The sequence below is a fragment of the Skermanella mucosa genome, from assembly GCF_016765655.2.
Classification (GTDB): domain Bacteria; phylum Pseudomonadota; class Alphaproteobacteria; order Azospirillales; family Azospirillaceae; genus Skermanella; species Skermanella mucosa.
On sequence record NZ_CP086106.1, the window covers coordinates 4720506 to 4737380 of the forward strand.

General features: G+C 67.0%; 12 protein-coding genes. 7 read left to right on the forward strand and 5 right to left on the reverse strand.

Going from position 1 to position 16875, the window contains the following annotated elements; all coding sequences use genetic code 11:
• Nucleotides 1-212 precede the first annotated feature (212 nt).
• On the reverse strand, nucleotides 213-3302 hold the full coding sequence (locus JL100_RS21955; protein WP_202682399.1) for an ATP-binding protein: 3090 nt from the start codon (nucleotides 3300-3302) through the stop codon (nucleotides 213-215).
• A 299-nt stretch (nucleotides 3303-3601) separates the two neighbouring features.
• Nucleotides 3602-3811: a hypothetical protein gene (locus tag JL100_RS21960; RefSeq protein ID WP_202682398.1), complete on the reverse strand. Its 210-nt coding sequence runs from the start codon at nucleotides 3809-3811 to the stop codon at nucleotides 3602-3604.
• On the opposite strand from JL100_RS21960, the gene JL100_RS21965 reads away from it, so the two are divergent.
• The 5 genes from JL100_RS21965 (at nucleotide 3810) to JL100_RS21985 (ending at nucleotide 11286) form a co-directional block, all read left to right on the forward strand.
• Complete coding sequence (locus JL100_RS21965; RefSeq protein ID WP_202682397.1) at nucleotides 3810-4832, forward strand: gluconate 2-dehydrogenase subunit 3 family protein; 1023 nt, start codon at nucleotides 3810-3812, stop codon at nucleotides 4830-4832. The two genes, JL100_RS21960 and JL100_RS21965, sit on opposite strands and share 2 nt — an antisense overlap.
• Before the next feature lie 12 nt (nucleotides 4833-4844).
• Nucleotides 4845-6713 carry a GMC oxidoreductase gene (locus JL100_RS21970; protein WP_202682396.1) on the forward strand — a complete coding sequence of 623 codons (1869 nt, stop codon included), beginning with the start codon at nucleotides 4845-4847 and terminating at the stop codon, nucleotides 6711-6713.
• A 23-nt stretch (nucleotides 6714-6736) separates the two neighbouring features.
• On the forward strand, nucleotides 6737-7915 hold the full coding sequence (locus tag JL100_RS21975; RefSeq protein WP_202682395.1) for a cupin domain-containing protein: 1179 nt from the start codon (nucleotides 6737-6739) through the stop codon (nucleotides 7913-7915).
• A 61-nt stretch (nucleotides 7916-7976) separates the two neighbouring features.
• Nucleotides 7977-9347: a cupin domain-containing protein gene (locus JL100_RS21980; protein WP_202682394.1), complete on the forward strand. Its 1371-nt coding sequence runs from the start codon at nucleotides 7977-7979 to the stop codon at nucleotides 9345-9347.
• Between the two features lie 4 nt (nucleotides 9348-9351).
• Complete coding sequence (locus tag JL100_RS21985; RefSeq protein ID WP_202682393.1) at nucleotides 9352-11286, forward strand: alpha-amylase family glycosyl hydrolase; 1935 nt, start codon at nucleotides 9352-9354, stop codon at nucleotides 11284-11286.
• A gap of 239 nt (nucleotides 11287-11525) precedes the next feature.
• Here the strand turns inward: JL100_RS21985 and JL100_RS21990 are convergent, their stop codons facing one another.
• Both JL100_RS21990 and JL100_RS21995 read right to left on the reverse strand, forming a co-directional pair.
• The gene (locus JL100_RS21990) at nucleotides 11526-12515 is read right to left on the reverse strand and encodes an Rpn family recombination-promoting nuclease/putative transposase (RefSeq protein WP_202682392.1); all 990 of its coding nucleotides are present in this window, start codon (nucleotides 12513-12515) and stop codon (nucleotides 11526-11528) included.
• A gap of 1136 nt (nucleotides 12516-13651) precedes the next feature.
• Nucleotides 13652-13888: a hypothetical protein gene (locus tag JL100_RS21995; RefSeq protein WP_202682391.1), complete on the reverse strand. Its 237-nt coding sequence runs from the start codon at nucleotides 13886-13888 to the stop codon at nucleotides 13652-13654.
• Nucleotides 13889-15338: 1450 nt separating this feature from the next.
• Between JL100_RS21995 and JL100_RS22000 the strand changes: the two genes are divergently transcribed.
• Together JL100_RS22000 and JL100_RS22005 are read left to right on the forward strand one after the other, a co-directional pair.
• Nucleotides 15339-15986: a terminase small subunit gene (locus tag JL100_RS22000; RefSeq protein WP_202682390.1), complete on the forward strand. Its 648-nt coding sequence runs from the start codon at nucleotides 15339-15341 to the stop codon at nucleotides 15984-15986.
• Between the two features lie 131 nt (nucleotides 15987-16117).
• Nucleotides 16118-16561: a hypothetical protein gene (locus tag JL100_RS22005; protein ID WP_202682389.1), complete on the forward strand. Its 444-nt coding sequence runs from the start codon at nucleotides 16118-16120 to the stop codon at nucleotides 16559-16561.
• 40 nt (nucleotides 16562-16601) lie between these two features.
• On the opposite strand, the gene JL100_RS22010 is transcribed toward JL100_RS22005, so the two are convergent.
• On the reverse strand, nucleotides 16602-16787 hold the full coding sequence (locus tag JL100_RS22010) for a hypothetical protein (protein ID WP_202682388.1): 186 nt from the start codon (nucleotides 16785-16787) through the stop codon (nucleotides 16602-16604).
• Nucleotides 16788-16875: the final 88 nt, after the last annotated feature.

Below are 16875 nucleotides of genomic sequence, written 5' to 3' on the forward strand. Positions count from 1 at the left end.
TATCCAGAAACGCGACCACGGTCGGAACACCAATAAGGACGAGCGCGAACAGCAATCCCATGATGACACCTCTTCAATCAGCCGGACACGACCGGTAATCCGCATAGCATAACCGCACCGATGCCGTCCGGTCTCGCCCGAGGTGAGGTGATACCCCGTTTGCCGCTGCCCCCGATCGAATTCGAGCCCGCGCAGGCCGGCATGGGGCGCCATTACGTCCAGGACAGGACCGCCCGGGCGTTCTTCAGGTCGCGGGTATCCATCCCTTCCCGGAACCATGAATAGACCGGCTCCAGCAGTTCCCGCGCGTCCCGATGCCGACCCCTTCGCAGCCAAAGGCGGGCGAGGCTGGTGGCGGCCCGGAGTTCGCGCATCCGGGCGTTCTGCCCGCGCGCGATGTCCAGTCCCCGGCGCAGGGCCGCTTCCGCCGCCGCGACCTGATCGACCGCGATCAGCAGCTCGCCCCGGCGCCATTGCAGCTCCGCCTGCGACCCGAGTTCCCAGCGCTCCGCCCGCTCGATCGCCTCGTCGATCAGCGCCAACCCTTCGGACGCCCGCCCCGCCTTGCTCAAGGCTTCGGCGGACAGGGCGAGATGGAACGGAATGCCGAGTTCGCCGCGGGTCGCCCGGTACGCGGCCATGCCCTCCCGCATGATCGGCATGCCTTCGGCGATCCGGCCCAGATGGACCAGCGCCCACCCCCGGAGGATCCTTCCCGCGGCCAGCGCCGAGGCGAAGCCGCAGTCGGACGCCAGTTCGATCAGCTCCCCGGTCAGGTCGGCCACCTGTTCCGGGGCTCCCGCATAGGCGGAGAAGTCGCTGGCCTGTTCGAGCGCGAAAGCCAGGGTGGCCGGGTGCGACAGGAGCCTGGCCCGCGTGAGGGCCTCCCGCTGCCGTTCGGCGGCCTTGTCGGGATACCCTTGGCTGAACAGGTTCCAGGACAGGAAGCCGAGGCATTTGATGCGGTGGTTGAAGGGCTGCACCAGGGGCAGATCCCGGCTCTGCGGCAGGTCGTGGAGTGCCGCCGCCTGCTCCAGATGTTCACCCGCGGCCTCGAGCTGGCCGAGATAGAAGGAGATGACGCCGACGGCGCTGTGGCCTGTCAGCCGGGCCGGCGTTTCCCGCTGCTGCTCGGCCTCGGCCAGCAGTTCCTTGGCGATGGCGAGCGCATGCCTCAGCTCGGCGCGGCCGAGATGAAACTCGGTCTGTCCGTAGAGCGCCGTGAGGAGCTGGGTCCTTTCGCCGATCTGTTCGCACAGCCGGCGCGCCCGGGCATAGGCGCCGCCCACTTCCGGGGCCGCCGGACCCTTCGTGGCGGCAAGCGCCGCCCCCAGCGTGACCCGAAGCGGGATCTCGAGCCGATCCCGTCCGATCCCCTCGGACAGCCTGGCGAGAAGGCGCAGCCCTTCGTTCACCTGCTCGGCGGCTTCCAGGCTGCCCGACTGGGCCAGCGCCCTTTGTCCGGCGATCAGCCGGTACTGGGCGGCTTCCCGGAACTGCCCGGCCTCCTCGTAATGACGGGCGACCAGTTCGGGCCTGTTCCGGACGGTATCCGGGAAGCGCTCGACGAGGGTCCGGACGATGCGGCCGTGAAGCTGTTGCCGCTTGCCGCGCAGCAGCGCCTGGTAGGCGGTCTCCTGGATCAGGGCGTGCTTGAAGCTGTATGTCGCCCTGGGCGGAGTCCCGTGTGACAGCAGGAGCCCTCCTCCGACGAGCTGGTCCAGCGCGTCGCCCAGGGCGCGGTCGTCCAGGTCGGACACCGCCGCCAGCAGGTCGTGGGAGAACTCCCGCCCGATCACGGCACCGATCTGCGCCACCTCCTTGCCCGGCGTCAGCCGGTCGAGGCGGGCCATCAGCAGGTCCTGCAAGGTGGCGGGAATCGTCGTCGCCGGCAGGCCGGACGGCCCGCCCCAGCCGCTTTCGGAGACGCTGGATTCCAGCACCGCCTTCGTCAGTTCCTCGATGAAGAGGGGAACGCCGTCGGCCCGGCCGATGATCCGGCCGATCGCCCCGTCGGGGAGCGCGCCCTGCTGCGCGACGCTGCTCACCAGCTTCGCCGACTGCTCCGGCGTGAACCGCTTCAGCACGACGCTGGTGAGGTGGGACCGGGCGTCCGCAATCCAGGGCGGGCTGAAGTCCAGCCGGAACGTGACGATCACCATCAGCCGCAGCGTCCGGGCGCGACCCATGATCAGCTTCAGCAGTTCCAGGGTGCTCGGGTCGGCGGCGTGCGCGTCCTCGACCTGCAGCAGCATGGGCCGGCGGGAAGCCAGTCCGCCGACATGGGCCGCCAGGGCATCGAGCATCAGCTCCCTGCGCTGGCCGGAATCATGGATGACCGGCCGGCCGCGGTCGTCGAACGGGATCGACAGCAGGGATGCGATCGGCTGGAGCACCTCGTCCGCGAGGCAGCCCGACCGGGCGAGCATGGCCCTCAGCTTGTCGAGCCTGCGCTCCGGCGGGTCGTCCGCCGCGAACCCCGCCTCCCGCTCCAAGGCCTCGATCACCGGATAGAAGGCGGTGTGCCGGAACTGCGGGCTGCAGGAGAAGTCGAGCCGGCCATCGGGCGGGATGGCGAGATCGCGAGAGAGCTCGTGGAGCATGCGCGACTTGCCGATGCCGGGCTCCCCGCCGAGCAGCACCACCTGGCCGTCGCCCCCCGCCGACCGGCGCCAGCGGTCCGCCAGCAGCCCAAGCTCCTCCTCGCGGCCGATCATCGGAGTCGATTCCGTGTCGTGCAGGGCGGCGAAGCGGCTTGGCACGTTCCTTTCGCCGTCCACCCGCCAGACGCGGACGGGTTTGGCGAAGCCCCTCAGCTCCTGGTCGCCCAGGTCGGTGCAGTCGAACAGCCCGCCGATCAGCCGGCGCGTCGTCTCCGCGATCACCACCGAATTCGGCTCGGCCAGCGCTTGCAGACGGGCCGCCAGGTTGAGCGGGCCGCCGATGACCATCCGCTCCTCCAGAACGGACCGGTCGGCCAGATCGTCCACGACCACCAGGCCCGTCGCGATCCCGACGCGGACGCGCAGGCCGGGCCGTGACGGCAGGGCAAGTCCGCCGACGGCCCGGACCAGGGCCAGGCCGCTCCGGACCGCCCGCTCCGCGTCGTCCTCCTGAACCGCCGGATAGCCGAAATAGATCAGGATGCCGTCACCCAAATGCCGGGCGATCCAGCCGTCGAACCGCTCGACGACGTCGGTGCCGACGTCACGATACGCCCGGATGACGTTGACCATATCCTCCGGATCCAGCTCCTCCGACAGCGCGGTCGATCCGACGATGTCGCAGAACAGGGCCGTCATCTGCCGGCGCTGCCCTTGCGGCCGCAACGCCTCCCCGTCCCGGCTCCGGGCTCTCAGGGCCGTCCCGCAATGCCGACAATAGAAATCCCCGCATTGGTCTTTATGGCCGCAGGCAGGGCATTTCATCACGAAATCTCTCTTGCTGCACCGAATACTCAAGGGAAGCGACGCGCCGTGGTCGCCCGCAGGGTACCGCACGGCCTGACCGGCATCCTATTCCGCTTTCGACGTGTCACCAATGAGCATGTGGCCGGCGAGGACGGTCAGGCGGGATACTCGTCCATTTGCAAATAGGCTTCTCAACTTTGGTATGTACGACCAAATCCACCGCTGCCGGAAACGCCTGAAATGGTAATAATATTAAGCATGATTTCTCGCGCCCCGAGAAACACAAACAAATAACACTTCACTTCTGGTAGAAAGCGGCGACGCTCGGCCTTTGGATTTACCGCATCCCGCATCGCGTTTTTACTTGATGCCGTATCGTCTTTCCATCCCGGAGGGATCATGACGCTTGCCACCATCGTCGAACCGACCGACGACGATCATGTCCTTGATCTGTGCGCTAAGCACTTGGCGCGGCTCAACGACAACCTCCGGCACTCCTACAACGGCCATTTGGCCGGCGATCCGCGCGGACGCTTCAGCGAGGGCTGGCGCTTTCCGGCCATAGAGTCCGACCGGGAGCCGGGGTTCAACCAGGTCACCCTGGTCTGGCGCCGGGAAATGGAGGAGGCCCGTCCGGACTCCGTCGGACTGATCGGAACCTTCAGGGCCCTTTACGAACGCATTCCCCTGCGTGAGATCCCGGACTCCCTGTACTGGTACGTGACGCTCAGGGTTCCCAAGCGAACCTGCCACAGATACCTGTTCCAGGTCGGCGGCGCCTACCACCAGGATCGCGTCAACCCGCAGACCGAGAAGGACGGCGACGGGCGGACCTGGTCGCGTTTCTTCACCGAGGAAACGACCAGGCCGCTCGTCCTGCAGACCCATGAGCGCCGGATCCTGAGCCGGTTCGTGCAGCATATCCTGCCGTTCCGCACCCCGGCCGCCGAAGAGTTCCTGCGCTCCCCGGGCAACCCGCTGCCCAGGGATGTCTACGAACTGGACCAGGCCGTGGGCGTCGTCAACTTCATCGACAAGGTGCTGGCCCGGGAGGAACGGCACAACCGGATCGATTATGCGATCTGCCTGCGGGAGATCGAGAAGGTCCTGCGCATGCGGGAGCCCTATTCCGAGCCGGAGAAAGTGAGCAAGGAAGCCTTCACCAGGCTCTACGGGGAAATGTGGGGCCAGGTGCCGGGCTGGGACCGATCGCTCTACGACAATCCCTCGCATTTCCTGCGCATGGTCCGCCGGCACACGTTCCTCGGCGCCTTTTCCCATCCGAAATACGGCGGCAACGCGATGGCGGTGGGCTGGCGTTTCCTGGAGGAACGCTTCCGCGATCCGGCGGGCGGCACCGCCTTCGACTGGCGCAAGGCGATCGAAAAGCCGCTCGGGACCAACAACGAGTATGTGGGCTAGGAGGGCCGGGTCGTGGCTGAGGAATACGATATCGTCATCATCGGCAGCGGCGCCGGCGGGGCGCCGATCGCGTCGGAACTCGCCGCATTGCAGAATCGGTCATTGCGCATCCTGGTCCTGGAGAAAGGCCCGAAGCTGAGGACCCAGGAGGACAACCCGGCCGGCGGCTTCAGCGACTTCAAGCGGGACGAGATGCTGAACGCGGGGCCGGAAAAGCGGATCAACCAGGACGGCGTCGGCAACACCAACCGGCCCTTCTACTCCAGCCACATCGAACCCGACCTGAACGACGAGCCGCACCTGTGGTCGGGTCATGACGAACAGAATCCCCGCGTCACGGTAGAGGGCTACACCGCCCAGGTCGTCGGCGGCGGAACCCAGCTGTACGGTGCCGTTTCCCTTCGTTTCCCGGAGCGGGACTTCATGCTGGCGTCGGCCGACCGCCCCGCCGGGCTGCCGAACGATCCCTACGCCGATCCCGACGTCGATATCCGGGACTGGCCCATCGGCTACGACGACCTGCTGCCCTACTATGAAAAGGCGGAGACGCTGGTCGGCATCAACGGCACCGTCGACGACGTACAGACCGGGGCGCCCGCCCAGGAGAAGAAGTTCCCGAAGAACTGCTACCAGGCGCCGCTGTCCCCGAACCCGATCAGCCAGTTCGCCCTGAACGGGATGAAGAGCATAGGCGCCCAGGTCTATCGCACGCCGCTGGCCGTCATCACCGAAGCCCATGCCCCCAGCGGGCGGCCGGCGCCGGGATGGGTCAAGACGGGCTACGTCAACCGCTACGGCGACCCGCTGGGCTACAAGTCCAACACCTGGGTTTCGCTGCTTCGACCCGCGATGCGGACCCATCCCGGCCGGATCGACCTGCGGGCCAACTGCACCGTCACCCACCTGGAGGCCAGCGGCAAGCGCATCTCCAAGGTGCATTACCGCGACGCCAGCGGTTTCCCGAAAAGCGTCGGGGGAAAGATCGTGGTGGTCGCCTGCTCGGCGATCGAATCCGTTCGGCTGCTGATGCTGTCGGCGGAGGAGGACCCCACCGGCCTGGGCAAGCTCCTGCGCCACGAGGAGGACGGCACCCCCCTCGGCCGGTATTTCCTGACCCACTGCTTCGGCGGCGCGGAAGTCAGCATCCCCGACGGCCGGCGCTTCGACAAGACGCAGTCGCTGGACAGCGACTACGCGACGGACTGGACCAGCCGGTTCGACTTCCTGCGGGACAACAATCTGTGGGCCGGCGCCGCCATCTACAACAACACGTCCGACCAGTCCCTGCCCGTCACCCTGGCGCGGACGGACGGTGCCAACGACCTCGATACCTGGTGGCAGGGCTTCGACAACGACCCCGCCAAGACCGGCGAGGGCATGCTCGGCTGGATGGATGCCGATTTCGGCACGCGGCTGAGCGTCAGCTTCATGGCCAACCAGGTTCCCTGGCGCAAGAACCGCATCCGGCTGAGCGACGTGCGCGACAAGTGGAACCGCAAGAGCGCCTGGATCGTCAAGGACTGGCATCCCCATGACGGCCACGTGATGAACACCCTGGCCCGCGTGTGCGAGGACATCCTGCTGGCGGGAATTCCCGGAACCATGCGGGAAGGCACGGGCATCCCGTGGAACAGGGGCGTCATCGGCGAAGGCAGCGTCTACGGCCAGGGCGTCCGCATCGCGAACCACATCCTGGGCGGGGCGCGCTTCGGCACCGACCGCGCGACGTCGGTTCTGGATCCCGACTGCCGCGTCTGGGACATCGACAATCTCTACGTCACCGACGGCTGCTTCATGCCGACATCGGGCGGCGCCAACCCGACGCTGACGATCCAGGCGAATTCGTTCCGCGTCGCGGACATTCTCAAGCAGGTGGTTTAACCAGGGCGGAACGAGGAACAGCCATGGATTTCCGGTTCCAGGACATCTTCAACACTGTGGACGCGAGCGTCTTCCAGGTCGTGTTCTTTCCCGACCGCATCTATCACGACCAGTACCTAAACGCGACCCGGTCCGAACGCTACCGTTACAATGTGCAGGAGGTCCGCACCAAGGCGGAGATCACCGTCCTGAAGGGCGAGGTCTACAAGGATTCGGTGCGCTACACCAACTTCCTGCGGGTCGAGTACCGCTCGGCCCGGCTGGTCGAGGCGATGCGGGTGAAGGGGCGGCTGGGCGGTTCGGCGGTCCGGGCGCGCATCCGCCTGTGGCTCGATCCCGAGCAGCGCGACCTGAGCCAGGCCCAGTTCCTGAACCAGGACGATCCGATCATCCGGCTCTACTATTGCCCCTGGGTGGACGCCTATCAGGTCGAACTGTGGAACACGCTGGAACCCGGCGAGGGCGACCATCACGACATCGAGGTGCTGACCCAGATGGGCCGCAACGGCGCCATCACCAAGATCCCCAAGCTGTCGGCGAAGATGGCGGACATGAAGCTGATCCGAGAGGTCGACCTGGAGTTCCTGGAGGACGACGTCACCGAGACCTCCGGCTACTTCCTGCCGGACGCCGAGGTGGCGAAGGACAATTTCTATTTCCGCAACCTTCAGGTCCCGAACACGAACGACCCCAGCAGCGACAGGAACACGATCCAGAAAGGGACCTACACCCTGGACTTCCGCCGGGGCTTCTTCATCCCGGACATAAAGAAGGTGGCGCCGGTCCGCTACCGCAACGCCATGATGTCCGCCGGCAACCCGGACGCAAGGGACGCCAACATCCTGGAGATGCGGTGGCTGCTCCAGGACGAGTTCTCCTCCTCCATGGTCTTCTTCCACGAGGTGGCGGTGCCGCCCGGCGTGGTGGAAGGCACGCACCAGCATATCGGCAGCGAGGAGCTCTACTTCGTCTACGAGGGCGAAGGCATCGCCTACATGGGCGCCGCCGACCATCCCCAGCTTCCGAATGTCCACCCGGTCGAGGACCGCCATGTGTTCGGGCTCGATCCCAAGCCGGTGCGGCCGCTCGACGTCAGGGCCGGCTCGGTGATCTTCACCAAGAGCGGCGGCATCCACGGCATCAAGAACACCCACCCGACCGATACCTTGCGGTTCGTCGCATTCCTCTACCAGAGCGCCTGAACAAGAGCCCCCGAACAAGAGCCCCCGAACAAGAGCACAGCCCCGGCACAGGATGACTTCCATGCAGATTATCGAAGCCGAGATCGTGAACAACATCGCGGTGCCTCCGGAACGGGGTCCCGACTACCAGGACCGGAACCCGATCCTGAGGATGATGGACACTTGGGCGAAGGCGGAGCTTGCGGCCGACCGCGAGCATTACGATGCCGGCAGCCTCGACTTCCTGTTCCCGTTCAAGGACCTGGCGCTCTACGGCCCGAGGCCGCCGAACTCGACCCTGCTCGACCCGCGGAGGCAAGACGAGAAGCAGGACTTCCAGAAACAGAACGTCGCCGATTTCAATCTGGAGGATTGCTGGCTCGCCCGCGGCTATGCCAGCGCCGATCCGTGGGAGGGAAGCTTCCTCAAGCTCTCCTACTCCGCCAGCCCCTTCACGCGGCTGGCCGTGAAGGCGGCCGAGGCGGGCTCGCCGCTCAAATCCAACATCCGCGCCTGGATCAAGGTCGGCGGCAATGCCACGCCGGTTCCCGTCATGCTGCCCTACAACCCGCGTACCGACCGATACGAGGTCGAGATCTGGGCCTATACCGGCCGCGACCTGCGAGACCGCCTGGGCGACAAAGGCCGCGCCGCGTTCGATCTCGGGGCGATCATCGCCGACGCCACCATCGTCCGCGGCGAGCGCTCGGCCTTCCACGGGCCGGCCGTCAGCGGGGAGCGCGACCAGGCGAACCGGGCGATCGCCCAGACCAACGATCCCTCCCCGGTCGACATGATCCAGCGCGCGACCGACCACACCCTGCATCCGGTGCTTCCGGTGACGGTCGAGGTCGCCTGGGCGAACGACTCCCTTCAGGTCTGGGACAACAACGGCGGCAACAATTACACCTACAAGTTCAACATGCTGTTCCGCGGGTGGCGGAACTACCTCCAGGTCGGGCAGAGCCGGCATCCCCACGGCGGCGTCGGCTTCCTGGAATACCGCAATCTGCTGTCCAACTATTTCTCCCTGGAGGACCGGCGCAGATCGGTTCTCGGCAACCGCTGGGAGCCGGAACTGGGCCGCGAGCTGAACTCCTGGAACTTCGGCGCCGACGCCTGGGACGGCCGGCAGGCGGCGGGACCCAAGCCCGCCGGCCCGAAGCTGGAGCGCTTCATGGCCGTCGACTACATGGACCTGCACCTGCTCAACAGCCGGTGCGGCATCGGCATCCACCGTCACCGCGACAATCAGGAAGTGTTCCTTCTGATGGAAGGCAGCGCGCTGATGCTGGTGGGCGACTGGTGCAAGTTCCCCGACCGGGAACGGGCGTTCGAGCTGCGCCAGATGGAGGCGGGCGACCTCACCATCTGCAAGACCGGCCAGTTGCACGCCCTGTACAACCATACGGACGAGCAGATCAAGCTGTTCATGTTCGGGGGGTACGACTGATCCGATGCCCGCATCCCAGCAGCACATCACGCCGGCGACGCCCATGGGGGCGAACCTGGTCCAGGACGGCGCCACGTTCCGCGTCTGGGCGCCGCGCGCGAGGCAGGTCCATATCTGCGGCGACTTCAACGGCTGGGCCCGGGACGAGTCATCGCTCCTGGTGAGGCACGGCGACGGCCGCTGGACCGGGTTCGTGCCGAACGCGCGGGAGGGCGACAAGTACAAATTCTACGTCACCGGCGACGGCACCGAAGGTTTCAAGCGCGATCCCTACGCCCGCGAGTTGACGGTCGCCTGGCCCAACCCCGACTGCATCCTCCGCTCGGCCGGCAGCTTCCCCTGGCAGGACTGGAGCTGGCGCACGCCGGATTTCCGCGACCTGATCATCTACCAGCTCCATATCGGGACCTGGTACGGACCGGACCGCCCGAACCGCGTCGCGAAGTTCCTCGACGTCCTGGACCGGGTGGAATATCTCGCGGACCTGGGCATCAACGCGATCGAGCCGCTGCCGATCGTCGAATACAGCACCTCCCGCAGCATGGGCTACAACGGCTCCGACCTGTTCTCGCCGGAAATGGACTACCAAGTCCCGGACGGCGAACTCGACCGCTATCTTGCCCTGGCGAACCGGCTCCTTGCCCAGAAGGGCAAGGCGCCGCTGACCCGCGCCGTGCTCGCCGTCGGGATCAACCAGTTCAAGGCGCTGGTGGATATCTGCCACCACTACGGCATCGCGGTCCTGCTCGACGTGGTCTACAACCATGCGTCCGGCGATGTCAGGTCCCAGCCGGAATCGATCTATTTCTTCGACCGCGCCGCCGGCACGGACCCCAATGACAGCCTCTATTTCACGGAGCAGGACCATACCGGCCCGGTCTTCGCCTTCTGGAAAGGCGACGTGCGCCAGTTCCTGATCGACAATGCCCGGTTCTTCCTCGACGAATACCATGTGGACGGTTTCCGCTACGACCAGGTGACCGTGATCGACCGGCAGAATGCCGGCTCCGGCTGGCTGTTCTGCCAGCACCTGAACGAAACGCTCACCCATCAGGACCCTTCCGCCATCAACATCGCGGAATATTGGGGGCCGGACCCCGCGGTCGTCCGCCCGCAGGACCAGGGCGGCGCCGGCTTCCATGCCAACTGGCACGACGGGCTGCGCACCGCGATCCGCGGCGTCATCCAGCAGGCGGCCGGCGGCCGGGATGCCTTCGTGGACTGGCAGCCGGTCGTGGACCAGCTCCGCGCGCCCGGTTTCCGGGACGCCTGGCGCGCCGTCCAGTACGTCGAGAGCCACGACGAGGTCTACCGCGACCGCAACGCCCGCATCCCCTCCCTCGCCGTCGGCGGCGGCCGGCAGACCCGCACCTGGTACGCGACCAGCCGGTCGCGGGTGGCGACCGGCCTCGTCCTGACCGCCCCCGGCATCCCCATGCTCTTCATGGGCCAGGAGTTCTACGAGGACAAGCGCTGGGCCGACGACCCGCCGAACCACCGCGACGCGCTCCTCTTCTGGGACGGCCTGGGCAACGACAGGACCATGATCGACTTCCACCGGTTCACCCGCGAACTGGCATGGCTGCGCCGGAAACACCCCGCCCTGCGGGGCGAAGGGGTCCGCACCGTCTCCATGGAGAACGGCCCCCGCGTGCTGGTCTTCCAGCGATGGGTGGAGGGCGTCGGCCGCGACGTGATGGTGGTGGCGAGCCTGAACGAGTCGACCCAGTACGGCTACAGGATCCCGATGCCGGCCCCCGCCCGGTGGTTCGAGGTCTTCAACAGCGACCTCTACGAGGCCTGGGTGAACCCGAACGCCGCCGGCAACGGCGGTTCCGTCCTGGCCGACGGCCCCGGCCTGAACGGCCTGCCCTGCTCGGCCGCCATCACGGTCCCGGCCAACGCCATCCTCGTGTTCGCCCGCGACCTGGGAGATTGAGCGGAGAAAGCTCCCGTTTCGACAGGACGGACTTGGAAGTACAAAGCACGGGTAGCAACACCCCTTTTCTTCATGACCGGGCTTGACCCGGTCATCCACGCGCGAACTACATTGCGCCGTCTTGCACCTGGATGTGTTCCTGTTCCGGCCTTGACATCTGGTTCCAGGCGTTGGGCCAAGGTCCAACGCATCGCAGGACATGAGGTGGGGAAATCGTCCGTTCCGGCCGGAGAACCGGGTCACTCGCCGGGGCGGAGGAGGCCGGGGAAGACGTCGCTCGGCGCTTGGGCGTCCATCAGTCGATCCATGTAAGCGTCGTGTTGTTCCGGCGTTGCGGTATCGATCAACCGTTCCACATCTGCCGGCAGGGCGCCGAAGCGGCGGGTGAACTGGCGCTTGAGCAGGGCGGCCCTGCCCTTGGCCTCGCCCCTGGCTTCGCCCTTGGCTTCGCCCTTGGCGATGAGTTCCTGTTCCCACTTCTTGATGCGTTCCGCCAGCATGCCCTGAACCTCCTCGATATCCATCGGCACCGTTGCGGCCTGCGGGCCGCCGACCAGCCCCGCGACCGCGTGCGCCACTACATCGCCGAACGCCAGCCGCAGCGTCGCGTGGCCCGGATGCTCGGCGAACCAAGCCACCGCCTGCCGAACCAGGCCGGGCAGGTCCTCGGGCCGGTCGCAGATCTCGATCCGGAACAGCAGCGCCACCAGGCTGTCGTGCCGGGCCAGATCCTCGGCGCGCAGCCGTCCCTCGTCGATCAGATGATAGCGGACCTGCGGCTGCCAAGGCCAGAGCGGCGAGTCCTCCGGCAGGGCCACGAGGTCAGTCGTGTCGGTGGGGCAGTTCCAGCGGGCCTCGCCGGCATAGAGCACGATCGGCAGCAGCGGAGGCAGCCGGCCGCCCGGGGCCAGGGCGCGCCCGTCGATGATCTGCTGCCAGAGCAGGCCGGAATAGACCTGCACCCGCACCGGCATGAACCGCTCCGGGGTCGATTGGAACTCCAGCATCAGGTAGATGTGGACCATCTCGCCGGCCAGCGTCGGCACGCGCCAGATCACGTCGCCCTCGCGCCGGTCGCCCCAGGCGGCGTGGAACTTGGCGTTGACCCGTTCCAGCCGGGAGAAGTCCAGCAGGGCGGCGATCCCGGCGGGCAGGAAGCCGCGCACGAGCTGCTCGATCATCACCGGGTCGGAGAACAGGCGGTGGTACAGGGAGTCGGAGGCTTGCATGGTCGCGGGCGCCGGTCGGGTGATGGTCGCGCGAACAGCAGCATACTCCCGCAACCATCGGCAAGCCCCGGCAGGTCGCTGCGACCTTCTGACCCGATCAATTCGTCCCACGGCGCGGTGTGGGAGCACCGGCCCCGAAACAACCGGCATCGGAGCGGCACAGCAATCGATCCAAACCTGAAAGTATAAGGCACGGTCAAAAACACCCCTTCTCATCATGACTGGGCTTGACCCACGGCTGTCCGGCCCGTTGTTTGCGTACTCCGCAAAAGGATTGGTCTCGGGAAGAATTGCTCCGTTTTCGTCATGGCCGGACTTGATCCGGCCATCGTCCGCGGGAAGCATCGATGCCTCCGTGCCTTGCGATCCGCGGGTCAAGCCCGCGGATGACGAACCGAAGGAGAGAATGATCGCCTAGAATGTCCTCAATGGTTGATTAGCAAATGCCGTGCCGGACAGCCGTGGGCTTGACCCGGTCATCCACGCGCGAACTACATCGCGTCGCCTTGCGCATGAAAGTACCGATCAAATAGCGGCACCGGACATGATCCGATGCCTGAGCATTTCTCCCCGCCAAAAATGCCCCGGCCCCCTCCGGCCCCTCAGCGGCGCTGCACCCTCACCGGCGGGGCAAGGGCCAGCAGGATCATGCAACAGCGTTCCGGCATCCCCGCCCCAGGTTCCGGCGACAGCGGAACCGTCAAAGCCGGCACGGGAAAGTCCATGCGCCCCGGGCGGGGAATGCGCGACCGCGCCGGGCATTGCCCCCGGGCGGTGCGGCACACCAGCATGCCCAACGCGCGCCCGGGAGGCGTCCGGCCAACCGGAGCCGTGGAACCCCGGCGGAAGGTCGAGCAGCGCCGCCGCCCCGGGCGTGATGGCCCGGCACAGCGGCGGGCGCAGGCCGGGGCGGTGGAGGATCAGGGCCAGCCCGGCGCGCAATGGCGTCCGGAGATGATCGGTCAGTTCGGACCAGCGCGCCGGGCGGGACTCCTCTCGGTTCCAGGTCCGGCGCCATAGGTCCAGGATCTCGTCCAGGTCGGGGTTCCCCGCCGTCCAGGGATGGCCGGGGCGATGCCACGCCACCGGGAGCATGCCGTCCGCCCGCGTTCCGCCCGCCTCCCCCACGGAGGCGGTCATTGCACCCGGCGGGCCGGGTTCCCGCCGGCCAGCAGCATCGCCTTGAAGACGGCGCGGACCTGCTCGGCCCCGGCGCCGGAGGCGGCCATGCCGGCGGCGACCATCGTGTCGGTCGGCTCGATCTCGGTCAGGGTGATGCGGTGTTCGCGCAGCGTATCGATGATGTCGAGGGCGAAGTTCATCCGCTCCGAGGGGGCGGTCGCCTCCCTCGTCGGGTTGTCGTCTTCAGGCATGGCGGTGCGTCCTTCACGGCGTCGCGTGGAACCCGGGCGCGGCGGTACAGCCAGCCCCGGGGACTATGGAAAATCGGGCGAGGTCCGGGCGGAAGCGCCGCTCAGCCGCCCGGGCCGTGGAAGGTGCCGGAAACGGCAACGGGTGTTCCCGCCGCCGCGAGCGCCGAAGCGCCCGCGGCGGCGGAGAACAAAGATTGGCGCAGCCGTGCGCCGGTTGTGGTAACTCTTGTCCCAGCCATCGATTCTTCCCTTAACGCTTGGATCGGTGGTCAGGTCGGGCAGTGGAGCTCCAACTCCAGGCCCGGCCGCCCTGCGGGTGCAAAGGCGCGGCGAGTCTGCGCTTAATATGCATAGCTTGTCAATCACGGCGAAAAATCTTCACGTATTCAGGGCAACGCAACCCCGGCACGGTCTGGGGTCGCGTCTGTTCGCCGAAAATCGCCGCTCCCCGACCAACCCGCCTCGTCCCCGGCCCGGCGGCGGACGGTTCTGGTTGCCGGGCAGCGCCGCCAGCAACCCCCGACCGCCGCCTTGCACGAGGTTTGCGGAGTCGGCGGGAGAAAGCGTCCAAAGGCCCCCCTCGAAAAGGACCGCGGAGGATCGCCGGCATTGATGGAGCCCTCTCGGCAGCGGAACATCGCCAAGAAGCCCCGGCCAGCCGCCGCGGCTGGCGATCACCCTACTTCGGGAGCTTCCTGGAGACCGCTCAATTTTTTTGACAAATCCTCAGTTGCGGTGCTAACTGCCGATACGCTTTCGAGCGGTTCGGTACGGCCAAAAACCCCGGACCCGCTCGCAGCAGAGCAAACAGTTGATTTACAACGGAATCTTTGAAACTGTGAATGGTTAATTCGGCTTGGAGAACCCGCGATGCGAGCCTCCGCGAGACCCGCTCGAATCCGATCCGAATTTCCGTTGAAAATCAACGACCTCCAAGGTAGGGGGTCTTCCCGGGCAGAAATGCCCGGGCCTCATTGAAACGACAAGCACCCCATTGCCAAGCGGCACGAAATGCCGTTGTCTTCCCGGGCAGAAATGCCCGGGCCTCTACGGCTGTCCAGCACGGTACTTGCTCATCAACTACTGAGAACATTCCTGGCGACTGTTTTCTCCTTCGGTTCGTCATCCGCGGGCTTGACCCGCGGATCTCAAGACACGGAGGCTTCGACGCTTCCCGCGAAAGATGGCCGGATCTAGTCCGACCATGACGAAAGCGGAGTGCTTCCGCCCTCGATCAACCCTTTCGCAGAATGGCCAAACAACGTTCCGGACAGCCGTGCCGGGCCTCCCTACAACCTGGCGCCCCGCCAAAAATCTTGCATTCGCGCCTAACCCCGGATAATGTTCCCCAAATGTTCCCATCCGGCCAAGGCGCTCCAGCCATGCTCGACCACAGCTCCCCGGCACCCACGCACCCTCCCCGCCCGCGATCCACCCCACGACCGCGCCCGTGATCCTCCTGTCACCGCGCCACGAGGCGTTCTGCAAGGCCATGGCCTGCGGCGTCGGCACGGCGGAGGCGGCGCGGCGGGCGGGCTATTCGCCTTACGGGGCGAAGCAGCGCGGCGCGGTCCTGACCGCCCGGCCGGACATCCGCGTCCGCATCGACCAGCTCCGGACCGACCGGCAATCCTGCCACCAGGACGCCCTGGACCGCGCCGCCGCCCTGGTCGAGACGATCGCGGCCGAGGCGCTGGAGCGCAAGAGCCTCGGGCTGGCGCTGCGCGCGATCGAGCTGGGCCTCAAGCTTCGCGGCGTGGTCCAGGACAGGCGCATCCCGCACCACTATCTCGGCGACAGGCCGCACCCCGACGCCGACCTGGAGATCATGTATTGCGACCCGGAGGAGGAAGACGACCACGCCATCGTCGGCGGGGCGCCCAGACCGGGTCCGGACCAGACCCCCGGCACGCCGCCGGAGTCCCCGCCGGTCGAAGCCGTCGAGGCGCCGGCCCCGGTGCCCGCCGCAAAGCCCGCCGCGGCGCCGGATAGTGACCTTTCGGCCGTTTCGATAGTGACCCGCCCCGCCAAGCCCGCCTCCGCGCCGTCCAAGCCCTCCGCGCCGGTGCCGCCCGCCCGGGTGCCGGCCGCCGCCTGACGGTGACCATGCCGAAAAGCCCGGCGTGGCGATGGACATGACGCTGGAATCCCCCGCCCAGGTCGGCGATACTCATCCAGGGTCAAGGCATACCGGGAAAATCCATCGACACTGTCCGGCGGAGACGGGTGATGCGCGGGTCCTTTGCCTTCTTGGCGGCACTGCTGTTGGGGCCGGCCACGGGTCTGGCCGACTGGGAATTCACCCGGTGGGGAATGACCGTGGACGAGGTTCAGCGGGCGTCCCGCTACGACGCCATCCTCAACGGCCAGGGGTTCGGCTGCCTGCTGGAGATGCCCGGTCCCATCCGGTTCCAGGGCAGCCGTTTCGACAAGGTGCTGTTCTGCTTCGACGACGACACGCTGCTGAGGCGGGTGGAACTGGTCGCCGACGCGACCGCCTATGCGGCCCTCGAAAGGAGCCTCCAGCAGGCTTACGGCGCTCCCAGGCTCCGGCGCAGCCTCGACATGCCCGAGCGCTACTGGAGCCACCCCGAAAGCGGCGACATGGTCCAGCTGTCGCTGGAGGAAAACGCCGTCGTCACCTACCGCGAAGCCCCGGCGGGATCGAACTGACGGATAGGCTGGCGGATGAGCTGACGGATAAGCCGGCGGGTCAGCTGTCGCCCGGCTTGGCCGGCTTGAGGTTGGGATCGGCCTCGCCCTTCGCGGCCTGCGCCGCGCCCTTCCCGGCCGCCGTCGTCGTGTCCTGCTTGCCGGACTCGCCGCCGCCCTGCGGGATCGCGGTGTCGCCCTTCAGGCGCTGCCGGTCATTGGCCGCGGCTTCGGTCTCGCTGGTCATCGTCAGTCTCTCCACCGGTATGGGATGCTCGACGGGAACAACAGTCCGGCCGGCTGTTATGTCCCGAAGACCGGCCGCTTGACACGGC